The following is a 21,587-nucleotide window of genomic DNA, read 5'->3' as shown; positions in this document are numbered from 1 at the left end:
GCCCGGTGCAATACCGGACTCACTTTTATCAAGCTGCCTAATGAAATAACCGTGTCTAACTTTTAGGGGTCACTTCATTTTTAATGAGAATATTTTATGAATAAATGGATTGCTTCTTCTGGTATATAGAACTTGCCATTGCTTTCTACAACGACACTACCTAATTCATATTCTTTATTCTTAATACGAATTATATTTTTATTTACAAATAATTGAGCTTTTACATTATTACGTTTTACTATGAGCACCGGGTTTTCTGCAACAGTATTATCTATTGTTACTGTTGCACCTTTTCGTTTAAAGGCTAATTCACTCTCTACAAATAATTTGTTTGTTACTTCTTCTAAGTTAAAGTCCATTGCTTTCGCCATCGTCTTCGCAATGTCTGTGTTTTGGATCAAACCGTTTGGCTTTTGAGGACCGTAAGAATATAAAAACACATCCTCACCTGTATGGCCTCCTGTTGTGAAGCCTATGTTCGCATGATTGGCCAATAATGTAGTAAGTATTGGACCTACATCCGATTTCTTTTTTGCTGCTTTTACTCTTTCTTTTTCATCATAAGTTAAATTGTCCAAACCGTATAATTTAGCTACATCTTCTACATTTGATAAATCAGATTTTAGTTTATTTGTAGCACCTTCAAGTGTCATTTTCGATTTTTTTAATGGACCAATGTATGCAGAGACCGGCGTAATATTATAGCCTTTTGTCGTATTCGCATTCCCAATAGAAATACCGCTGTTACCATGATCAGTTACAGCTATTAACATCGTATTACCATCTTTTTTTGCAAATTCCACTGCTTCTGCAACTGCGTTATCAAATGCTAATACATCACTAATCATCCCTATTGGATCGTTCACATGAGCTGCCCAGTCTGGCTTACTTCCCTCTACAAATAAAAAGAAACCATCTTTATCTTTTGATAGTGTTTGAATTGCTTTTTCCGTCATTTGAGAAAGTGTTGGTTGCTCCGGATTTGTTGCTTCACGATCCATATCAAACGCAAGGGCATTATGTGAGAAGGAGCCCCAAATTTTCTTAGATTTAGAGTTCAATAATGCATCTTTCGTTTCAACAAAGTCGTATCCTTTGTCTTGAATCACCTTTACTAAATCTTCACCATCTTTTCTTTTTATAGGTAGCAGTGCCTCTTTTCCCCCACCTAATACGACATCTATATTTTGATACACTTGCTGCTCCGCAATTACGTCAAAACGCTTACGGTTAATATGGTGAGCAGAAAATCCAGCGGGAGTAGCATGCTGAATTTCAGCTGTAGCAACTATTCCAGTTGCGCGACCAGTGCGCTTGGCACCTTCTAAAACATTGGCAACTGGACGTAACTTGTCCTCTTCTTTTATTGATTTTAAGCCAGGTGAACTTACAATAGAAGGTAATATACCTACATATCCTGAATTCGATTTATTCCCCGTCGCTAAAGCTGTAGCTGCTGGGGCTGAGTCTGTTATAGCTGATTCCGCCGAATAGGTACGAACTCCTCCTGTTACAATTTCATCTAGTGCAAGTGGTTTCCCTTTATACAAGCGAGCTAATGTCGTTGCTGAAGAACTCGTTCCGTCCATAACCATTATGATTACATTTTTCGGTTGCCGTTCTACTTGTTTCACCTTAGCTTCCACCGTATGATAATTCATCATGCTTTCCGTACATAACATACTTAGTGTGATTGTTCCTACTAACAGTAACCTTTTCATCAATAAACCCAAATTCGACATTGTTGTTCCTCCGTATGTTTCACATTCATTTATATACAAAAAGATTTCCACAACCTATATATGTTTTATTAGTCCCCAATTTTCATGAAGCTAACAATCATTACCTTCACTTTCTTTTATTAGTAAAGCAACGAACGGTACATATCATAGCTTTTTATGTTCAAATAACTAGAGACCACACCTTTTTTATAAAAACGTCTTATCATTCTCTTCACTAAAATTTGTTTCTCAATAAAAATCCGCTTGAAATAAATAAGAATTTATTGTTAAACGATAAAATTTATGTTAAATTAAAATGATAATTTAAAAATGAGGTGCTTTATATGAAACAAGGATCAACACTCTTTTTAAAGACAGCAATTATCCTTATCGGTATTCCTGTTTTTGCTTTGTGTATATTTTTAATTCCTAATATCGGGAATTACGCAGCGGACTTATACCCGGATATTGCATATATAAAATATCTTGTTTTAATCAATCTATATGTAACGGTGATACCTTTTTATTTTGCTCTATATCAAGCCTTTAAACTTGTAAGCTACATTGATAAGGGGAACGCCTTCTCGAAATTATCTGTTAGAGCTTTAAAAAAGATAAAACAATGTGCTATTACAATTAGTGTATTATATGTAGTAGGTATGCCGCTTTTCTATCTTGTAGCAGAGAGAGATGATGCACCAGGTATTATAATAATTGGCATGATCCTTATCTTTGCTTCAATGGTTATCGCAGTCTTTGCTGCCGTTCTCCAAAGACTTTTAAAAGATGCGATAGATATAAAATCAGAAAATGATTTAACGGTCTGAGGTGAATAACATGGCAATAATAATTAATATTGATGTAATGTTAGCGAAACGTAAAATGAGTGTAACTGAACTTTCAGAGAAGGTTGGAATTACAATGGCTAACCTTTCTATATTAAAAAATGGAAAAGCAAAAGCAATTAGAATTACAACTTTAGATGCTATTTGTAAAGCGTTAGAATGCCAACCAGGGGATATTTTAGAATATCAACCGGAAGATACCGAATAAAAAGAGTCCTTCATACGAGAAGGACTCTTTTTATTACATATTACGGCGCAAAACTAATTTGACCAGTAAACAATAATATAATCGTGATAATCCAAAATATAAATAATGATAAGGACAGTATTAATGAAAGAATAACAATCCCCTTCTTCTCTGTTTGTTTCGTCATCGTAATGCTAGAAAGTATGATACCTGCAACTGTGAGGGCAACTGTAATATAATCTCCCACTACATTACCCACATTGGCTATCCTTGTCGGTGTAATAAAAACGAACAGAAAACATAAAACACCGATGAGTAAAGATATGTAGCTTATTATACTGTACTTCTTTTTAGGAACTATTTCAGTTTTCATACTAACCCACCCCTTCTCTATAGCTATGTGTTTATATTAGTATGAATAACCATAATTTGGTTAAAATAAAAAAACAGATAAAGTGGACACAACCACTTTATCTGCCATTACATTTCTACCTAATTACTAACCCAGCTATTTCTTCTTTATCGTTATAAGTTACGATAAAGGTACGTTGTTCTTTACTATACTTTGCTACAAGAATAACAGTATATAAACCATCTTTTTCTTCAATCGATTTTTTCTCAATTTTTTCGAATGTACCAGCTTTTTCAATTATAAGCGTAAGTTCTTTCATTTGCTCTTCTGATAAGGCTGATTTCATTTTACTATCAAATTTTTCATGTACTTCTTTATACTTTGCTTCATTTAATAATGATACAATTTCTTCCGCCTTCAGAATAAAGTTTTTTGATGTACTTTCATCTACTTTATTACCGGTACATGCTGCAAGCGCGAACGCCGCGATAGCACTAATAATAATAAGTAACATTCTTCTCATTTTCATACACCCTTTCTTTTTAAAGTGAAACTATAACTAAAAACGAGTAAAGCACAAATTGCTATTGAAACTTCTGACATAATGATCCCGCTTTTCCCTGGTACATATAGCGATATAATGCCAGCTAATGCATTTGCAGTTCCATGGATGAGAATTGCATAGAAAACATAACGAAATTTCTTTTGGGCGACAGCTTGTAATATAATGAAGGAAAGTCCAATATGCAATATCATCGCGAAGATGCGCTCAATACCGCCGAAATAATAACTGTCACCATTTTGAATGACTGTTCGTGACAATAATAGGGATATTACCGGGATACCAACTATCAACACCGCTTCAATACCACCATGCCCTGCTCCAAATAAAAAACCAGACTGCCAATCTCGTTGCTTCATAAAATAACGCATTGCGATAAAACGAGCTATCTCTTCAAAAATTCCAGCTGATAAACTAAGCAAAAGTACAAATAATACAGGCTGCATTATTGAAAACATTTGAAAATCTGTGCTAATTCCATTTACATAATTCAGTATTGGTATGCGGATCAATATTTGCGATACAACAAAAGCCAATACACCTAACATATATGGAATATAGCGTTTCTTCCAAACAGCATATAAAAGTGCTACAAGCGGTAAACCAAAGCAAATCATTGTTGTAAAAATAAGTCCATTCATCTCGCTTCACCCCTTACTTGAAGTGTATAAAAACGAGTGAAGAAAGTATGTAGTTCTTTCCTATTCGGTTTCATTTTCATCATAGATGGTCATTTCATCTCTTTTAATATGAGTGTTTGCGTGAAATAAGGACTTACATAAGTTGTTTCTAACGTCGCGTTATTTGTTTTATTCATAATCCGTTTTAACGAAAATAGCCCGTATCCTCTCGCTCCTGCTTTACTTGAATGGTTTTTCTCATAAATTTTTTGCAAATCAATCGCTTCACTCTTTGAACTATTACGTACGATAAAATATTGTCGTGAATCCATTTCAAAAAATACGATTTGCAATATCTTTTCCTCACTATGTACTGCTTCTTCAATTGCATTGTCTACCAAAACTGAAATGATGCGAATAAATGAAATGATCGTCATCGAAACACTTTCAATGCTCTCCGGTATATCAAGCATTACTTTTATTTGATGCTGCTGGGCAGTGCCAACTTTCGCCCTTAATACACTTCTCACTTCAGGAATATGTATACGAGATAATTTCGCAATATCAAGTTCATGATCATTTATTGTTTTTAACGTAGGTGCTATAACGTCATAGTACACTTGCTCAATTTCTTTCACATTTTTCGTACGTATTCCCTCTTCTAACGATAGTAATACATTCATATAATCGTGACGGAAACTAGCAAGCTCATCATGCATATCCTCTAATTTCTCCACATAATCTAATAACTCTTTATCCAAACGTTTTTCATGCTCTTCTTGTAACTTTGCTTTCGATAAATGTGAACTTATAAGTACTATGATGACTAATAATAAAAATACAATAATCGCTGAAATATAACTTACATCACTGTATTGTTGATTTAACTTTGCTAAAAACGAAGAAGATGGCCGAGTTAAAATTAGTTCAATAATAAATCCGGCAATTAATAATATATAAGTTACATAGTATAGCCGACTACCTACTATATATTGAGCAATTTTTTGAATTCTTTTCCGAGCTACTAAAATACCGATAAAAGTAAGTGTCGATACGATAAGATGAATAATACTACCTGTCCATAAATATAAATTGAATGTTGTTAACATAAAGATGTTCATTCCTAAATCAAATAGCAACATTTTCACTAACGTTATAATCACCATACTCACTAGTGCAAAATATACATTATGCTTAAATTTCAATTCATTTTGCATTAATCCTAAACTTATTAAAAATAACACAATCGTACTATTCAACTCTGGGTATCTCGTTACTGTTACGACAATAGCAAGTAAAATAATGAATATCGCACTTAAAGCTATTAACATTCTATATGACAATCTATTGTACCGGATTAATTGAATGTATAAAAACGTATGGCTTATACTAGTAAGCAGTATTGCAAATAAATCATAAATATACATTACATCTCACCCTTTAAGATGTTGCGTACTTTACTGAATAAACGACGTGATACTGGAATACGTTTCCCGCTTTTTAAAACTATCATTTTTTGCTTCGCATCATAAGAAGACAGTTGCTTCGTATTCACGATATATGATTGATGACAACGAAATAAACGTTCATCTACTAATTCAATTTCTTTTAAAGTCCCATAAAAATAAACAATTCGATCTAACGTCACTAATGCTAAACGGTGCGGTTCATCGGTCATAACATATTCAACTTCATGAAACGGAACCCGCACAGTTGCATTACTATTTTCAACGATAAAGTCATCGGACGGAATAATATGCTTATTACGCGCTTCATATTGGAGTAAACATTGTTCAAAAACGTTACGCCTCTCCTCGTATGGCAACCCTTTATCAATAAAAGTTAAAGCTGATACCATGTATTGATATGAAATAGGTGCAAATTCAGAATGCGTCGTTACAAACACAATAATTCCTTGCGTATCATACTTTCGTATCTCTTGTGCCACTTGTAACCCTTTACGTTCTTCTCTTTTTATCTCTATATCTAAAAAATAGATTGGGATATACTTCGCCTTAGGAATGTTAGTAATGATGTTTTCACTTTTACTACTCACCTCGATAAAATCAAAAGGCAACATATATTTCTCACAAATCTCTTCAACTAGCCGTTTCATTTGCTGCGCTTGTATGACATCATCTTCTAAAATAAAAATACTCATGTAATCACTCGTTTTATTGAAATCTTTCCATCTATAGATTTATCTATAACTATATAATTCAAATTGTTATACTAATCTCCTTCCCAAGAATTAAAATAATTAATTTGCTATTACATAGAGAAACCTCAACTATTCAAGCACAAAGTTGAGGTTTTCTTCAAATCATTCTATAACTAAATCCGCCCGATCCTTCGGCAATTCCGTTTCTAAGTAATAATCCTCTGCTTTCCAATACCTATTTTCAAACTTTGAAAGGTTTTTCTGCGTTTCTTCACTCTCACGTAGAAACCGTGTCTCTCTTGGACAATCTAAATACACCATATAATGAAAGAAATCTCTCCATTCTTTTCTCTGTAGAAAAACACCTTCTATTACAATTACGCCTACTATGGGGATCTGTACTTTTTTCATCTCGCTTGAGTCTGTCTCATTATTATAGAACGGTAATTTCAGTTTTGTGTCATTTTGTAACTTCTGAAAAAACTTCTGCCGAAGCCATTCAATATCCCATTGTAAATAATAATACTCATACCATTCTTCATAGCCAGTATGATACCGTTTATTACGTTCTACTATATGATCATCAATATGAAAAATATGGAACGGAATACTTTCTTGTTTCATATTTTCTTTTAAGTTTGTTACAAATGTTGTTTTACCCGATCGACTTAGTCCATCAATACCTAGAATGAACCTATTTTCTTTATGCTTCTTCATAACATTTATAAGCTCATTTGTACGCATTACTTCTTCCACTCTTCTTTTAATAACGAGTATAAAATTGTATCATGAGCAACTCCATTTTGAATCATATGTTTTCGAAGTAATCCTTCTTCTTGAAACCCTGCTTTACTTAATAATTTTTGAGAAGCTTTATTTTCTATATATACAACAGCTGCAATTCTTATAAGTTGTAACGTTTCAAACCCGTAAGTTAAAATCGCCTGTAACGCTTCCCTTGCATACCCTTGTCCCCAATATGTATCGTCCAATTCATAACCAATTTCAGCTCGCTTATGATGCTTGTTTATTAAATGAAATCCGCACGTTCCGATTAATTGGCCCGTACCCTTTTTCTCAATTCCCCAGCGAAATACAGTTCCTTCTTCATAACGATTTTTAAACGTTTGAATAGTCGTTTTCGCTTGCTCAATATTTTCGAAAGAATCCATTCCAAAATAACGTATAACAGATTCTTTTGAAAAATAACGGAACATCGTTTCTGCATCTAACAGTGTTAGTTCTCTTAATTGTAAACGTTCTGTTTCTAGTTTCGGAAACCCCATCTCTTTTTCTCCTTCTATTCTAATGAACTGCAAATTTCAATATAATTCCCATCTGGATCGGCAATGTATGCAATTGTTTGTCCCCACGGTTTCACAATTGGTTCAACTAAGATTTTAATTCCTTGCTCTCTAAATTGTTCGATTGTTTCTTGTACATGATTAACAACGAATCCCAATTCAAAATGAGAAGATTGTAACTCGCCTTCTGTAAGTGGTAGACCTGTTAATTCTTTCACATCTTGCCTTTTGTTCATCGCTAAAATTGTAGAACCAGTATTAAATTCAATATATGTACCATGCTCCGCTTTTATAGGTAACTGTAAAATATCTTTATAAAATCTTAAACATTCTTCGAAATTTTCTACATATAAAATGATGTACTTCATTTTTAAATTCATTTTACATCCTCCTTTATATCCATCCCTAAAATTTCGACAAATGTCTCATAAAAACCTTGTTCCTTATAGCAACGAGCACAAAAAAACGAGGCCGATCTCTCGGCCCCCCCAGCTTATTGGCATAAAACAGGAGATTTGGTTTGGACATAACCAGTTCGTACTCTTATTATATTTTATTTTTTCTGAATTTTTAATACTTTGAACACCCATTTATATTGAGAAAGTTTTTTTCTTGCATAAAATTAATGAGTTTAAGAAATGCTACAAATGGAGGTGTATACATATGGAACCAATGCTATGTCCAAGCTGTAAAACGAACCGTACTCGCTTTAATATTCTTGAGCAACAAGTAAAACCAGTCAAGTTAAATCCACAAACTGGTCAAGTAGAAGAAGAATACACAAATGAAACGATGAATGCTTTTCATATGTCCTATCAAGGACCAACATATAGAGTCCAATGTGCTGTATGCGGACTTGTTGAAAACCCAGAACAATTTATTAAACCTGCGCAAAATCAGTCTTTTTCTTAAACATTTTTATTACCCCCTACCACTTTTCTATAGGGGGTTTTTTGTTTCATATGTTAATGAAAAAACATTTTTCTTCCTTATTATAAATTACACCTCACACCTTCTTTGTCATCTTTTATTTTTTGATCCTCAATATGAATCGTTTTTTCTTCATTTATTATTTTCGGGATATTGCGGTTTTAATCTTTGCAACTATTAATCCCTTACCTTTATATAGAGTTTTATTATATAAAAAAGAGCGAACAAAAATGCAATTATATAAAACCAAAAGAAGTTGATCCCGATATTTCTCCCTACAAAATCAACTTCTTTTTAATTCTACTTTTTATTATAATATTTCACTTTTTAATTTCTTAATTTTCCAAGTGAGTCTTATAAAGAAGTACATCCACATACAACCTGTAAGACCTGTCATAACTTTCGCCCAAATTGGCACTCTTGATTCCATCGGGCTTAAAAATAGGTTATACATTGTATTTTTGTAATGCCCAACCTTGCTGATGCATCTTTCGTAAAAAAGCTTCTTCTTTTTCTAAATTCCATGCCGTAAAAAACTTAAATACGCTTTTAGTCTCCATCTTCCATTCACTCCCCTAAAATACTATTCCCATTCCTTACAGATCTCTGCAACCTGTTATACTCTAGCTCTAACACTTCTCTACCCAGTGGTGTTAACTCGTAACACTTCTTTCTATCTGTAGAGGCAACTTCAACTATTAACATCTCTTTTAGTAACTTTGTCGTATTCCCATATAAAGTACCTGGACCGAGCTTTACTTCTCCATTTGTCATCTCTTCTACCATTTGCATAATTCCGTAACCATGCATTGGTTTCACTAGTGATAACAATATGTAATATGTCGCCTCTGTTAACGGAATATATTTTTTCGCTTTCGCATTCATAATAACCACCTCCGATATATCAAGAAGCGATATTGTATAACTACATTCCAAAATATGCAAGTATAATTTAATAACTGGATATTTATTTCTTTGAATTGAAAAATCATATCAATTTTCTGAATAATTTGTTAAAATATAGAAATATCCGTTTATATTTTGAAAGGAATGATACATATGATAAATAAATTGAAAGAAAATATAGGATCAGTTTTTGTCGGTAAAGAAAATGTTATTGATTTATTACTTGTTTCTTTGCTTGCTGATGGACATGTACTGCTTGAGGATGTGCCTGGTACGGGGAAAACGTTACTTGCGAAAACACTTTCTAAAAGTATTGGTGGTAATTTTTCTCGTGTCCAATTTACACCTGATGTACTTCCGAGTGATGTAACAGGTATTGAATATTTCAATCCGAAAACGAGTGAATTCGAATTAAGACTTGGACCAGTTATGACCAATATTTTGCTTGCGGATGAAATTAACCGCGCTATGCCTAGAACACAGTCTAGTTTATTAGAATCGATGGAAGAACGACAAGTAACGCTTGAAAAACAATCTACTCCTCTTCCGAAACCGTTCTTTGTTATTGCGACGCAAAATCCAATTGAATCACAAGGAACGTTTCCTCTACCAGATGCACAGCTTGATCGTTTTTTAATGACAATTTCAATTGGTTATCCATCTACAGAAGATGAACTACAAATGATGCGACGTTTTCGTAGCGATGTACCACTAGAAAGTATCACATCTGTTATTTCTTTAGATGATATTTTAGAAGCACAGAAACGAGTAAAAGAAATTTTCGTATCAGAACCGTTAGAACATTACATTATTAAACTTGCTCACGCTACAAGAAATCATGATTACATCGCTAATGGTGTAAGCCCGCGTGCCACATTAGCTTTAGTACGCGCAGTTCAAGCACTAGCCTTTTTACGCGACAGAGAATATTGCACGCCAGAAGATATACAATTTTTAGTTCCTTCTGTTTGGAATCATCGTATCGTCTTATCAATGGAAGGGGCATTACGCACGACAAAAAATGAAATTATACAAAGGATTTTAAAAGAAGTTGACGTACCAGTGGAGATTGAACAAACATGAATGGACAGCGTGTTGTAACTGTACCTTTATTTTTCCAACTTCATATTATTCAATTAAGTGTGCCAGGTGCTATACTATTCACATTTTTTATGCCACAACGAATCATTATGTTTTTCTTTTTCTTCTACTATTTATTTGCGATTTTTATTTATAAATATGTCGCTTACATAGAGAAGAAATTTGAAGTTATAAATGAGAAACAAACTACTCGGCTTTTTCCTAATGAATCTGGGCAATTTTTTATTCATTTAAAAAACGGAGCAAATATACCACTCGTTAACGGCGTTTGTTATTTCCATTTAAATCCGTCCCTACTACCACAAAAAGATCAAGGAATTGAACAAATATCAAAAACACTATTCTCTTTCCCGTTTTCACAACCTGCTCATTCGGCGCAAAAGTGGGATTTAACATTAACCGCAACGAAACGTGGTGTGTTTCAAATTGAACAGTTCGAATGTGTCTTGAAAGATCCTTTTCATCTTTTAACTGTACATTTGCCCATTTTTGATAAATTACGGACTGAAATTATTGTGTACCCTTCTCCTAAAGAAGTAGCAGGCTTACAAGAACTACAGCAACTTTTAACCGGATCTTATCGAACGAATTTTTCTTTTTACAATGATGAAACATCTATTATCGGTGTTAAACGATATGAACGTGAGTCTTTCCGTTCTATTCATTGGAAAGCATCTGCTAAAATGCAAGAATTACAGGCGAAGCAATATGAACCTGTAAAAAATTATAGTTGGACGATTTGTCTTTCATTAGCTGCTGATCGCGGGTTTGGTTGGAAAGATAATATAGAAGACCTTATTTCATTTGCAACATACATTTGTCAATACGCAACGAAGCATCAAATACCGTTTGAACTATTTATTAGTGTATTAGCTGAAGGTGGTCCTCTGCACTTACCATTAAACGAAGGGCAAACACATTACGGAATATCTTTAGAGGAATTAGCGCGTATTTCAGATGATAGTACTTTACTTCCGAAACAAGGATTTCTTCATTATGTAACGAGAAAAAGAGAACGATCGTCTACAATGATATACATTGGTTTACAGAGAAATGAACTCCCTCTTCTCTCTCAGCCTACGTTTCTCATTACTAACGAAGGGATGGTGGAAAAGCTTGAAAACTTGGCTTTATCACGTTAATGACTTTATTCTGCTGCTCCTCCTTTCGTTATTAACGGAAAGAGATGAACTCATCGGCATTGTTATATTTTTAGCAACAGGCTATATTGGAGTATTTCTTATCCATAAACTAATGAAGAAAAAAACAACAGGTTTTGTCATACTGTTAATGACTCAAATAATTGGTTGTTCTATCTTTCTCCCTTTCTCTCTGTTTGGCACAATTATGTTACCGCTTTTCTTCTTTATCGTACATGTAGTTGGACCCGGATATCCAGTTCAAAAGTCATTAGGTGGTATTGTATGGTTTAGTATTTCAGCCATATTTTATGCGCCCTTTCCACCTTTGTGGAAACTATTACTTTTAGTTTTACACATTATGATTACATTTTGGTTAACCGGGATAAACCGTAATCAACAGTTATTACGTTTCGCTTCTCTTATTACGATTGGAATAATTAGTGCTTTCCTTATTCCTATTTTCCCATACATTCGGCTTCTTTTTTCTTATGTCGTACAAGTAGTTGCTTTAGGATTTGGATACGCCATTAATCCGTTATTTTCGGCAGCTGAATCAAAAGAAACTGACGATTTTTGGTCGAATAAAGGGAATTTAAAAGATCCTCAAATTAAAGATGAATTTGGACATCGTGCTTTTGATCCAACACTTATAAATAGCATTACAATAATAGTCTGTACAACCATTGCTATTTACGTCGTTTGGAAAATAATAAAAAAACGAAAACAATTCAGTTTACCAAATATGCCTGCCTTCGAATCTACTATCATTACTGATAAAGAAGGTATGAGCCAAAAACGTTTGAAACAAAACAAACCGCCACATAACGAAATTCGAAAAGAAATTTTCAAACTTGAAAGTAAGTTAACTCCTCCTTTAAATAGAAAACGAGGAGAAACTGTTGAAGCATGGTTAGGACGAATAAATAGTGAAGAAGATGTAAATATTGAGAGTCATATTGTTATAGATGCTTATAATACAGTGCGTTATTCAAATGAGGAAAACACCGTACTGTTACATGAATTTAAGGAAGAGATTCAAAAACTCTATGCATATCAGAAGCGTTTGAAGAAAAGAAAGAAATAACACAACAAAAAGACTCCTATTTTTTCATAGGAGTCTTTTTATACTTCTACGTTACTTGTTAAATCGAAGCATTCTTCCCTGCTTCAATTTCTAACGACTCTTCATGCCACCAAAGTGTTTCTTCAGGGTTTTCTTTAGCGATTTGGTGTGCTTCTTTTTTCGTTTCTACTGTAGGATATGAGCCTTTTAGCGCACGTCCTGAAGTTGTAACGAATAATACACTAAATGCGACTAATCCAATAATACTTACACCTGCTAAATAAAATGCTGGTGCAAGCGGGTTACCAGTAGCATGAACTAAGTATGAACATACGAGCGGTGTTGTTCCACCGAATATTGATACAGAAATATTAAATGAGATCGAAAGTGCTCGATAACGTACATCAGTGAAAAATAGTGATGGTAATAATGAAGGTAGCGTTCCTTCATATACACTTAGGAAGAATCCTAAAATGAAAATACCTGCAAATATAGCAGCAATATGTCCGTTACCTATTAATATAAATGCTGGAATTGCAAATACAGTTAAACCAAGTAAACCAATTTGCACGACGCGTTTATTACCAATTTTATCACTTAATTTACCGAAATATAATGCCAGTGGAATCATAAGTGCCATCGTAATTGAAATAATTAATAAGCCAGTTGTTTCTTTGACTTTAAGTACTTGAGTTAGATAAGAAGGAATATACGAAAGAATCATATAATTCGTAATATTAAAGAAGGCGACAATTACTGTGCTTAATAAGAAGTCTTTTTTGTGATATTTTAATATATCCATAAATGAAAATTGTTCGTTGTCTTCAGATTCCTCTTGTGCTTTTTCCATCTCTTCAAAGATGGGAGATTCATCTAAATGACGGCGTAAATATAAACCGACCAAACCAATTGGTGCAGCTATTAAGAAAGGAATACGCCAGCCCCAGCTGAGCATTTGCTCATCTGTTAACAATAACGTCAAAATGGTAACAATTACCGATGCAGCAATGTAACCTGAGAGTGTTCCAATTTCAAGACCACTACCGAGTATACCACGCTTTTTATCTGGAGAAGATTCTGCGATATAAACCATTGCTCCTGAATATTCGCCGCCTGTAGAGAAGCCTTGAATCATTCGCGCAACTAAAAGTAGTATTGGTGCCCATACACCAATTTGTTCATAGGTTGGTAGTAATGCGATGAATAATGTAGAAAGTGCCATTAAAATAATAGTAGTACTTAACACGATTTTTCGGCCGTACTTATCTCCTATTCTACCAAAGAATACACCTCCGATTGGTCGAACGAGAAAGGCTGCTGCAAATGTACCGAATGTAAGTACAAGTTGCAATCCACTATTATCAACACCTGAGAAGAATAATTGACTTAAGATAACCGCTAAATACGCGTATAATCCGAAGTCAAACCACTCCATTGCATTCCCTATACCAGTAGCAACTACTGCTTTCCTGGCTTGTTTAGGATTGACAATATTAACGTCTTGAGGTTCAAAATTTAAATCATTATTTTGTTGCATATAATAAATCAGCTCCTTTTTTAATTTAACTTCTTTAAGCACACCTTCTCTTATTGAATAAAATTAATTCGAAGCACTTAAGGAAAATCAACGTCTCCTTGTCTGTTATTATTATTTCACATAATTAATTATTTGTCCAATTAAATGCTCTTTTTATATAAATTTACACCCTATTTAACTTTTTATAAAATGAAGTTTAGGCTATATAATATATACCTTTACACTACAAATGAACCTTTCATTTATTTATATTTATAACGTTTCTATAATTGTTTCCTATAACTTAGAAACCAGTAACTTTTACTAAAGATTTGCATATATTTAAAAAGTGAACTCATTAGCTCGAATTCTGTTTTATTACATTCAACTATAATATTATTATAGTTTTAAAGGAGGCTATTTTATGTTGGAAATAATACTTTCACTTACTACTGTTTCTTTTCTCTTAATTATTTCTGGATTTTTCATTACCTTAAAACAATATAAAGAAATTAAAAATATAAAGACTATATTAACTACAAAAAAAGAAAATGAGAAAACTCCATCCGAAAACTCCATCCCTCTGCAATTAGACCTTAGCGTTCTCAATAATTTACTCGCTTCTGGAATAAATAAAGGTTCTAATACAAGTAAAGAAAATTGTGAGTCTGATAAAACTAAATGATTGTTATGCTTATAACAAGAAGAAAATATATCTCCTCTTTTATCTAATCTTATTAACAACTACCTCTGATTAAAAAGGAGACTGCTTATGTGTAAAAATTCAATTTCTATTATTATCCCCATACAACATAAAATAAAAAATTTACCTAAAATTTTGAAAGCATGTGAACAACTACAACCTTTTGAAATTATCCTTACTATTATCAGTAGTGTCGATGATTCTATTGATATTGCGCGATCTTACAATTGTGAAATTATTACACTAAAAGAGCCGATAGAATCTACTAATTGTTATGTAATTGGTGCAAAAAAAGCAAAGGGAGAGTACCTCTTATTTTTAGATGAAAATTACATTATTCACTGCCCCTCACTTATACAATTTCTTCAACCATTACTAAAACAATCGGCTGACGTCGTATTAAATAATTTAGATAATTTTTTCTATCAAAAACAACAGCCAAATATAGCAATGATTTGGCAGCAAGTTACGAATCATTTTTTTCATCGCCCAGATTTAAATGTTAACTCCTTATTATTTCCTCCCTATGCAATGACAAAAGAAGTACTTGAGGTAATTACTTCAGATAGTTTATCAAATCCAATATTGGCACAAATGAAAATTATTGAACATAAATTTCGGATTTGCGATCAATTAAACATTTCTATCCCTCAAGTTCCCTTTTTTCCTTCAACTCAACTCATTCATTATCATCTTGCAGCCATTGCAAATTGGATCAATCTAGTGCGAGATCAAAGAGCAAACTATACCGATTGTAATCGAAAGCGTGATATTATTTTAGGGCTTCAAAATGGTGAACCAAAATACATCCCAAAAATAATTACAGGTAAAGAGTTTTATTCGAATACTTATGGAGATAAACAATTATCAGTTATCATCCCTGTTCAAAATGAAGAAAAAACGATAGAATCTGTCATTTTTGAGGTGCAGAAATTAAAACCTTTTGAAATTATCGTTATTGTTAATGGATCAACAGATAAAACAGAGGAATTGGCGAAGGATTGCGATGCAACAGTTATTAGTTACGAAGAAGCACTTGGAAATGATACGGGACGTGCTGTTGGTGCCTATTTTGCCAAAGGTGACATATTATTATTTATAGATGGAGATTTCTTAATTTCTAGTTGTGATTTATTACCATTTGTACAATCTATTCAAAATGGCACGGACTTAGCTTTAAATAAACTAGATTACTACTATATGTATCGTCTCCCCTATTCTATCGTCACCGCATGTAAATATGCTATTAACTTAGCATGTAATCGAAAAGATTTAGGTATGGGATCCACAATTGCTGTCCCTCATGCTTTTAGTCGAAAATGCATTCATACAATTGGGTTTGATTCACTTCTTTCACCAACCTTAAGTCAAGTTAAAACAATTTTAGCAGGCTTTCATGTGCAAAATGTCCATTCTGTCGACGTCGATAAAATGAATCGTGTTCGACCTGAAAAACACTTCTCTGAGCAAGGTTGCCTTTCATTAGCAACACAACAAATCATTGGTGATCATATAGAAGCAATTTCTTACCTGATCGAACAAAAAGAGTACTTTTAATTATACATCCTGCCTACTAAATAATATATTATCTCATTTTTAATATATGACAGAATAAAAAAGATGGTTTGTAACCATCTTTTTTATTTTTACATCAGCTCAAAAGAAAAGTAGAAGGCAGGCTTTTCATTTCTTATTTTCTTAAGAAGTTTGAAAAGAGAGGCTTGTTAATGAAGATTCAACACTTAAATCATCTTTTAGTGCAATTGAGAAACATGCAACTAATGGTAAAGTAATAACAATTGATCCACTAGGACTAATTACAATTGTAGGACTTGTCCCACATGTGCCCCCACAATCCACTTCTGCATCAATTCCACTACCAGGGGTAATTGTAATTTTAAGACACACATCTAAACAAACATTATTCGTAGTACATGCCATAACTCTCCCTCCTTTCTCTTAACAATATATGCAGTTTATCGAATTTAGACACGACTCTCCTACTAAATTTTATAAATTAGCTGCTATTTTCTTATCAGTTTTATATATGTTTAATTTATTATTAAACTAGATAAATTAATTAATAAATTCAGATCATCTTTTACTGAAATAGAAATACATGCGGGAAATGGTATTACATTAAAATTAGATGAAAATTCATAATTGCACCTTAGAAATATTTCTGCCCCAACATTTGGATAGACCTTAATTTCTAAATACATATTAAAACACCTTTTATTGATGTAAGAAAAGGTATTCCCTCCTTACTTGCATCTGATATTAAGTTATATAGAACTTATCGTTACTTCTTTATTTATTTTTTACTTGATATACTTAAAATAAGTTAAAATAAAAAAGTAAAAACCTCTTCATGTATTTTAAGAAGTTTTTACTTTTCACTTACACCTGAACCAAAATGGTCACTTTTTTAAATTTTGTTTTCATTCCAATACTCAACTTATACTCTATCCGTTGCTATTCTACGCTTATTAGTAAAGTATCTTCCAAATTAAAATAAATCTTTAAAATCCCTATTCTTTAGTAAATATGAAAGCCCTTCTACATGATCACCGGTAATTCTCAATACAGCTGGTGGATGTCCTACTGTTGCAAAGTGCTCATTTGGACGAATACGATTTGGTTTCATTACATCTACAAAATGGACACATTCAACTTTATATCCTTCTAATATTGCCTTTACTTGCGCAACACACGCTGTATGAAGAGTATCCCAGCCAATTCCCTCTAAACATTTTCGACTAATAGCGTGGGGAACAGCAATTGTGGATCCCACACCTAAATCTTTACGATTACAAGCAATATTCAACATATATTTATATAAACTTACAATATATAGAGGAAATCTGAAATTTAAATTTAAATTATTTAAAACCATATCAACACCATCCGCAACAGCCTGCGTTAACGGATGAAGATCTTTTGCTGGAATAGCAAAATCAGCATCAATAAAGAGAAGTATATCCCCTGTGGCTTCTTGTGCACCAATTGCCCGTCCTACATCATGCCCTAATGCTTCTTGATAAACAATTACGGTTGCTCCTAATTGTTTTGCAATTACTTCTGTCCGATCTGTTGACCCATTAATGACAACAATTATTTCTTTCGGTTCAACTTTTCTTGCCTCAAGAATAACTTCTTTAATCGTCGCTTCTTCATTTTGTGCCGGTATAATAATTGATAACTGTTTCCCATTATAAATCGATGAATTCATACCCCATCCTTTATGAAAACTTGAATAATTCTTTTGTTTTTTTAGTTGCTCTATAATTTCTCTTTTTCTTCCTCCATCTGTATAGTTACCTCTATCATCTTTTCGTTGTAACCAACTTTCCAAAGCTTTTACATTCTCTTTAATCTCACATACTTCTAATTTAGTTAATTCATTTTTATAGAAAGAGGTTTTGTTTGCGGGTATATTATTCAAGGAGGTGTTAGTGATGGCTGACGAGGATTGTAGTCGCCACCCTTTCTCAATAAGAGTTACTTGGGACAGAATAGGGTTCTGCAAGATATCATATCCAATGTCTTCAATTGCTTTTTTAGTAATAGCATATGGCATAGATAACATCGAATCATATTTTAAATCCATACGCCCCAATACATCGTTTACTATTTTTCTATACACCATAGCAATGCTTGGCCATTCTACTCTCATCTTTTCAAAACATACAGAGTCTATGTTATTCAAGATTACATCCTGTTCCTTTTTTAGTAGTGGTTCTATAAATCGTTCTAATTCTACCGAAAAAATAACATCTTCTCCATTTAAAAATAAAATTACATCTCCATTAGCGATTTTCGCCCCATAAACTGGTGCTTTCCATTTATTTTTCTCTTCAATAACAACAACGTTACTCTCAACAAATGTAGGTATGGATTGTATCGCACTCATTCTATCATCAGCTACAATGATAATTTCTAATGGTTTTATATGGTGCACTTTGTTTAAAATTTGATTCAATTTCGATTTTTCTTCTCCTAAAACTATAACGACTGACAGTGCCACTTCTTTTTGTTCTTTTTTTACAGTCTGATTAGGCTTTACTTTTTTTATATATTCAATTGTTTCACTCTTACCTACCGCTGCATGCCCTGCTTTTTTATCGAAATATAAGTCTATTACAATTTGATTTACTTCTGTATCTTTATCCAGTTGTTCTAATTCAGAAATGAATGGTATTAAATGATTTTGCACATCAAATTCACACGCGAAATTTTGCAAAAAATAAATATTCGGTACATATTTAATGTGATTAAAAAATTTCACAACATTAATTCTTTCGCCAAATTTCTCCTCAACTTCTTCTCTTGATAAACCTGGATAAGACAAATCGAAAACTAGATTTATTGGTACAGGTATCCATTTTAATAAATTTGTTTGAGGATTATTAATTAAAACTGTGGAGCCCTTAACGAATCCAGCTAAAATTAAAGACATAAACCCTCCCCCGGAACTGCCATAAAACAACACATTTTTCGAATCAATTTTTAACTTTGTAAATAATATTTCTAAAATATTTGCTATATCTTGTAAGTAAAATCTATCTAACTCCCCTTGTCCCCAACCTAAAGATAATTTTCCAAGATATAATGTAGGATCATTATAATATATAACAGTATCTTCAAACTCTTCCATCCAAGAATGTCTATGAAAAATAGGTGGACCGATTGGCTGTTCTTGAAATCCACCTGCTCCGGATCCAAAAACAATAGTGTTAGAAGCACCCGGCTTAATACGAATTAAAAATTCATACGTTACTTTACCCCAATCAACCTTGAGTATAAATGGTTCTGTAGTTTGAAAATCCATTTGCCATAATTCTTCATATGAAATGTTAATTTTTTTGTACTGGTCTAACAGTTTAATCACCCTTTCCATCTATTTCAAGGTGTTCTATTAAGTAAGAGAGAGCTTCAACGTGATCACCAATTATTCTTAATACCGCTGGAGGATGTCCATTATGACTTACATTCTCCATTAAACGAATTCTATTCGGTTTTACAACATCAACGTAATGTACACATTCTACTCTATACCCTTGTAATATAGCTTTTACTTGTGCAAGACTAGGGCATAGTAAACTTTCCCAGCCTATTGCATCTAAACATGATCTACTCATAGCATGTGGAATTGCTACTAATGAGCCATTACTTAATTCTGGACGATTATATGCTAAATTAAGCATATACTTTACGACGTCTACAACATAAAACGGAGGATGTAACATCGGATTCAAATCATTTAATGCTATGTCTACACCCGCTGAAACTGCTTTTGTAAAGTGATGCAAATTACTTCCTGAAACACTAAAATCACCATCAATAAATAAAAGGATATCTCCTGTAGCTTCAAGTGCTCCAATAGCACGTCCAACATTATGACCAAGTCGTTCATTATATTCAATAATAGTAGCACCAAGTCTTTTAGCAATATTGGCCGTTTGATCTGTCGAACCATTTACAACGACAATTATTTCTAGCGGTTCTATTTTTCTTGCCTCAAGTATTACTTGTTCTATAGTCTCTTCTTCATTTTGCACTGGTATAATGACAGAAAGTTGCTTCCCGTCATAAATTGATGAATTCATACCCCATCCTCGATGATAAGAAGGATATCGCTTGCATTCACCTAACTTTTGAATAATATCTCTTCTTTTTCCTGCATCAGTAAACCCTACTCTTTTTCCCTTTTTCTCTATCCATTTAGAAATACTGATTAAATATTTCCCCACTTTCTCCCTTTCATTTTCTGACAATTCTTTTTTAACTAAATAACCTTCCTCTTCTAACGTTTCATCTCTAGATAACGTTTTTATTGCATATTGATCGTTAATCCGCCAGCCTTGATTAACTATGTTCATATGAGCTAGAACGATATTTTTTATATAATCAAAGCCGATATTTACCACTACTTCTTTCGTAAGTGCATATGGTAATGAAAGTATTGAATTGCTTTTTAAATCTGGTCGACTTAAAATTTCATTTAACATTTTTCTCCAAACAATATCCGTATTTGGACATTTACCAACTTCTATAAATTTATCTATTTTGTTTAATACTACATCAGCCTGATTTGTAACAACTGGCTCAATAAAATTCTTCATTTCATTTGAAGATAATAAAAAATTACTATCTACAAATAACAATACATCTCCTTTAGCTGCCTTTACAGAAGCTTCATACCCATCATAATACGTACTATATTTATCCATCAAAACAATATGGCATTTATGTTTCTTTGCTATTTCATACAAATTACTTCTATCGTTAGGAACGAAAATTATAATTTCAAGAGGATTTAGCTTCCATATAGATTGAATTGACTCTTCTAATATTTGTGCTCTTTCACTATACAAAATAATAACCGTTAACGATTTCATTACACGCCCCCTTTACACATCATGTGACATAAAATATTAAGTATTACCATTTCCTATGAATTTGCTACTTTAT

The 21,587-nt window shown here is 32.9% G+C and carries 22 protein-coding genes and 1 pseudogene; 8 read left to right on the top strand and 15 right to left on the bottom strand.

Features of this window, described 5'->3' with window-relative positions; genetic code table 11:
• Nucleotides 1-80: 80 nt before the first annotated feature.
• Complete coding sequence (locus JDS99_RS25100) at nucleotides 81-1,742, bottom strand: alkaline phosphatase (protein WP_199695913.1); 1,662 nt, start codon at nucleotides 1,740-1,742, stop codon at nucleotides 81-83.
• Nucleotides 1,743-2,065: 323 nt separating this feature from the next.
• Here JDS99_RS25100 and JDS99_RS25095 point away from each other — a divergent pair, with 323 nt between their 5' ends.
• Entirely contained in the window at nucleotides 2,066-2,548 is a 483-nt protein-coding gene (locus JDS99_RS25095) for a DUF2975 domain-containing protein (protein WP_098858111.1), read from the top strand.
• Between the two features lie 10 nt (nucleotides 2,549-2,558).
• Nucleotides 2,559-2,774 (top strand): helix-turn-helix domain-containing protein, encoded by a 216-nt coding sequence (locus JDS99_RS25090; RefSeq protein ID WP_000974615.1) that lies wholly within the window; start codon nucleotides 2,559-2,561, stop codon nucleotides 2,772-2,774.
• A 40-nt stretch (nucleotides 2,775-2,814) separates the two neighbouring features.
• Here the strand turns inward: JDS99_RS25090 and JDS99_RS25085 are convergent, their stop codons facing one another.
• The 8 genes from JDS99_RS25085 to JDS99_RS25050 form a co-directional block, all read right to left on the bottom strand.
• Nucleotides 2,815-3,126: a hypothetical protein gene (locus tag JDS99_RS25085; protein ID WP_199695912.1), complete on the bottom strand. Its 312-nt coding sequence runs from the start codon at nucleotides 3,124-3,126 to the stop codon at nucleotides 2,815-2,817.
• A gap of 115 nt (nucleotides 3,127-3,241) precedes the next feature.
• Nucleotides 3,242-3,628: a DUF3887 domain-containing protein gene (locus JDS99_RS25080; RefSeq protein WP_199695911.1), complete on the bottom strand. Its 387-nt coding sequence runs from the start codon at nucleotides 3,626-3,628 to the stop codon at nucleotides 3,242-3,244.
• Nucleotides 3,629-3,630: 2 nt separating this feature from the next.
• Entirely contained in the window at nucleotides 3,631-4,308 is a 678-nt protein-coding gene (locus JDS99_RS25075) for a YhfC family glutamic-type intramembrane protease (protein ID WP_199695909.1), read from the bottom strand.
• Between the two features lie 89 nt (nucleotides 4,309-4,397).
• On the bottom strand, nucleotides 4,398-5,714 hold the full coding sequence (locus JDS99_RS25070) for a GHKL domain-containing protein (protein WP_199695907.1): 1,317 nt from the start codon (nucleotides 5,712-5,714) through the stop codon (nucleotides 4,398-4,400).
• Nucleotides 5,714-6,448: a LytR/AlgR family response regulator transcription factor gene (locus JDS99_RS25065; protein WP_088609176.1), complete on the bottom strand. Its 735-nt coding sequence runs from the start codon at nucleotides 6,446-6,448 to the stop codon at nucleotides 5,714-5,716. The genes JDS99_RS25070 and JDS99_RS25065 overlap by 1 nt, the downstream gene beginning before the upstream one ends.
• A gap of 162 nt (nucleotides 6,449-6,610) precedes the next feature.
• A complete protein-coding gene (locus JDS99_RS25060; protein ID WP_087984631.1) occupies nucleotides 6,611-7,192 on the bottom strand; it encodes a kinase in 582 nt (193 codons plus the stop codon).
• Nucleotides 7,192-7,734, bottom strand: a complete 543-nt coding sequence (locus tag JDS99_RS25055) for a GNAT family N-acetyltransferase (protein ID WP_199695905.1) — start codon at nucleotides 7,732-7,734, stop codon at nucleotides 7,192-7,194. The genes JDS99_RS25060 and JDS99_RS25055 overlap by 1 nt, the downstream gene beginning before the upstream one ends.
• Before the next feature lie 14 nt (nucleotides 7,735-7,748).
• A complete protein-coding gene (locus tag JDS99_RS25050; RefSeq protein ID WP_088609178.1) occupies nucleotides 7,749-8,132 on the bottom strand; it encodes a VOC family protein in 384 nt (127 codons plus the stop codon).
• Nucleotides 8,133-8,415: 283 nt separating this feature from the next.
• Between JDS99_RS25050 and JDS99_RS25045 the strand changes: the two genes are divergently transcribed.
• Entirely contained in the window at nucleotides 8,416-8,664 is a 249-nt protein-coding gene (locus JDS99_RS25045) for a hypothetical protein (protein ID WP_048547666.1), read from the top strand.
• A gap of 328 nt (nucleotides 8,665-8,992) precedes the next feature.
• Here the strand turns inward: JDS99_RS25045 and JDS99_RS25040 are convergent.
• Nucleotides 8,993-9,242 (bottom strand): annotated as a pseudogene (locus JDS99_RS25040) (hypothetical protein).
• Nucleotides 9,243-9,249: 7 nt separating this feature from the next.
• Entirely contained in the window at nucleotides 9,250-9,567 is a 318-nt protein-coding gene (locus tag JDS99_RS25035) for a PadR family transcriptional regulator (protein WP_131934331.1), read from the bottom strand.
• Nucleotides 9,568-9,741: 174 nt separating this feature from the next.
• Between JDS99_RS25035 and JDS99_RS25030 the strand changes: the two genes are divergently transcribed.
• The 3 genes from JDS99_RS25030 to JDS99_RS25020 are packed head-to-tail and all read left to right on the top strand — an operon-like array spanning nucleotide 9,742 to nucleotide 12,915.
• Nucleotides 9,742-10,671, top strand: a complete 930-nt coding sequence (locus JDS99_RS25030) for an AAA family ATPase (RefSeq protein WP_199695904.1) — start codon at nucleotides 9,742-9,744, stop codon at nucleotides 10,669-10,671.
• Nucleotides 10,668-11,831: a DUF58 domain-containing protein gene (locus JDS99_RS25025; protein WP_149237262.1), complete on the top strand. Its 1,164-nt coding sequence runs from the start codon at nucleotides 10,668-10,670 to the stop codon at nucleotides 11,829-11,831. The genes JDS99_RS25030 and JDS99_RS25025 overlap by 4 nt, the downstream gene beginning before the upstream one ends.
• On the top strand, nucleotides 11,806-12,915 hold the full coding sequence (locus JDS99_RS25020) for a DUF4018 domain-containing protein (protein WP_088122448.1): 1,110 nt from the start codon (nucleotides 11,806-11,808) through the stop codon (nucleotides 12,913-12,915). Before JDS99_RS25025 ends, JDS99_RS25020 begins: the two co-directional genes overlap by 26 nt.
• Before the next feature lie 58 nt (nucleotides 12,916-12,973).
• Here the strand turns inward: JDS99_RS25020 and JDS99_RS25015 are convergent, their stop codons facing one another.
• Nucleotides 12,974-14,431, bottom strand: coding sequence for an MFS transporter (locus JDS99_RS25015; protein WP_199695902.1), 1,458 nt, complete (start codon nucleotides 14,429-14,431; stop codon nucleotides 12,974-12,976).
• A 403-nt stretch (nucleotides 14,432-14,834) separates the two neighbouring features.
• Between JDS99_RS25015 and JDS99_RS25010 the strand changes: the two genes are divergently transcribed.
• Together JDS99_RS25010 and JDS99_RS25005 are read left to right on the top strand one after the other, a co-directional pair.
• Nucleotides 14,835-15,095 (top strand): hypothetical protein, encoded by a 261-nt coding sequence (locus JDS99_RS25010; RefSeq protein ID WP_000889750.1) that lies wholly within the window; start codon nucleotides 14,835-14,837, stop codon nucleotides 15,093-15,095.
• An 87-nt stretch (nucleotides 15,096-15,182) separates the two neighbouring features.
• Complete coding sequence (locus JDS99_RS25005) at nucleotides 15,183-16,670, top strand: glycosyltransferase (RefSeq protein WP_199695900.1); 1,488 nt, start codon at nucleotides 15,183-15,185, stop codon at nucleotides 16,668-16,670.
• A 141-nt stretch (nucleotides 16,671-16,811) separates the two neighbouring features.
• Here JDS99_RS25005 and JDS99_RS25000 read toward each other — a convergent pair whose 3' ends face one another.
• The 3 genes from JDS99_RS25000 to JDS99_RS24990 form a co-directional block, all read right to left on the bottom strand.
• A complete protein-coding gene (locus tag JDS99_RS25000) occupies nucleotides 16,812-17,054 on the bottom strand; it encodes a hypothetical protein (RefSeq protein WP_000752473.1) in 243 nt (80 codons plus the stop codon).
• A 568-nt stretch (nucleotides 17,055-17,622) separates the two neighbouring features.
• On the bottom strand, nucleotides 17,623-19,944 hold the full coding sequence (locus JDS99_RS24995) for a bifunctional glycosyltransferase/dipeptidyl aminopeptidase/acylaminoacyl peptidase (RefSeq protein ID WP_199695914.1): 2,322 nt from the start codon (nucleotides 19,942-19,944) through the stop codon (nucleotides 17,623-17,625).
• A gap of 52 nt (nucleotides 19,945-19,996) precedes the next feature.
• On the bottom strand, nucleotides 19,997-21,514 hold the full coding sequence (locus JDS99_RS24990) for a glycosyltransferase family 2 protein (RefSeq protein WP_199695898.1): 1,518 nt from the start codon (nucleotides 21,512-21,514) through the stop codon (nucleotides 19,997-19,999).
• Nucleotides 21,515-21,587 lie beyond the last annotated feature (73 nt).

This window comes from Bacillus cereus group sp. N6 (assembly GCF_016483705.1).
GTDB classification, from domain to species: domain Bacteria; phylum Bacillota; class Bacilli; order Bacillales; family Bacillaceae_G; genus Bacillus_A; species Bacillus_A wiedmannii.
Note: the sequence above shows the minus strand (reverse complement) of the source record. Positions and strands in the feature narration are given on the sequence as shown.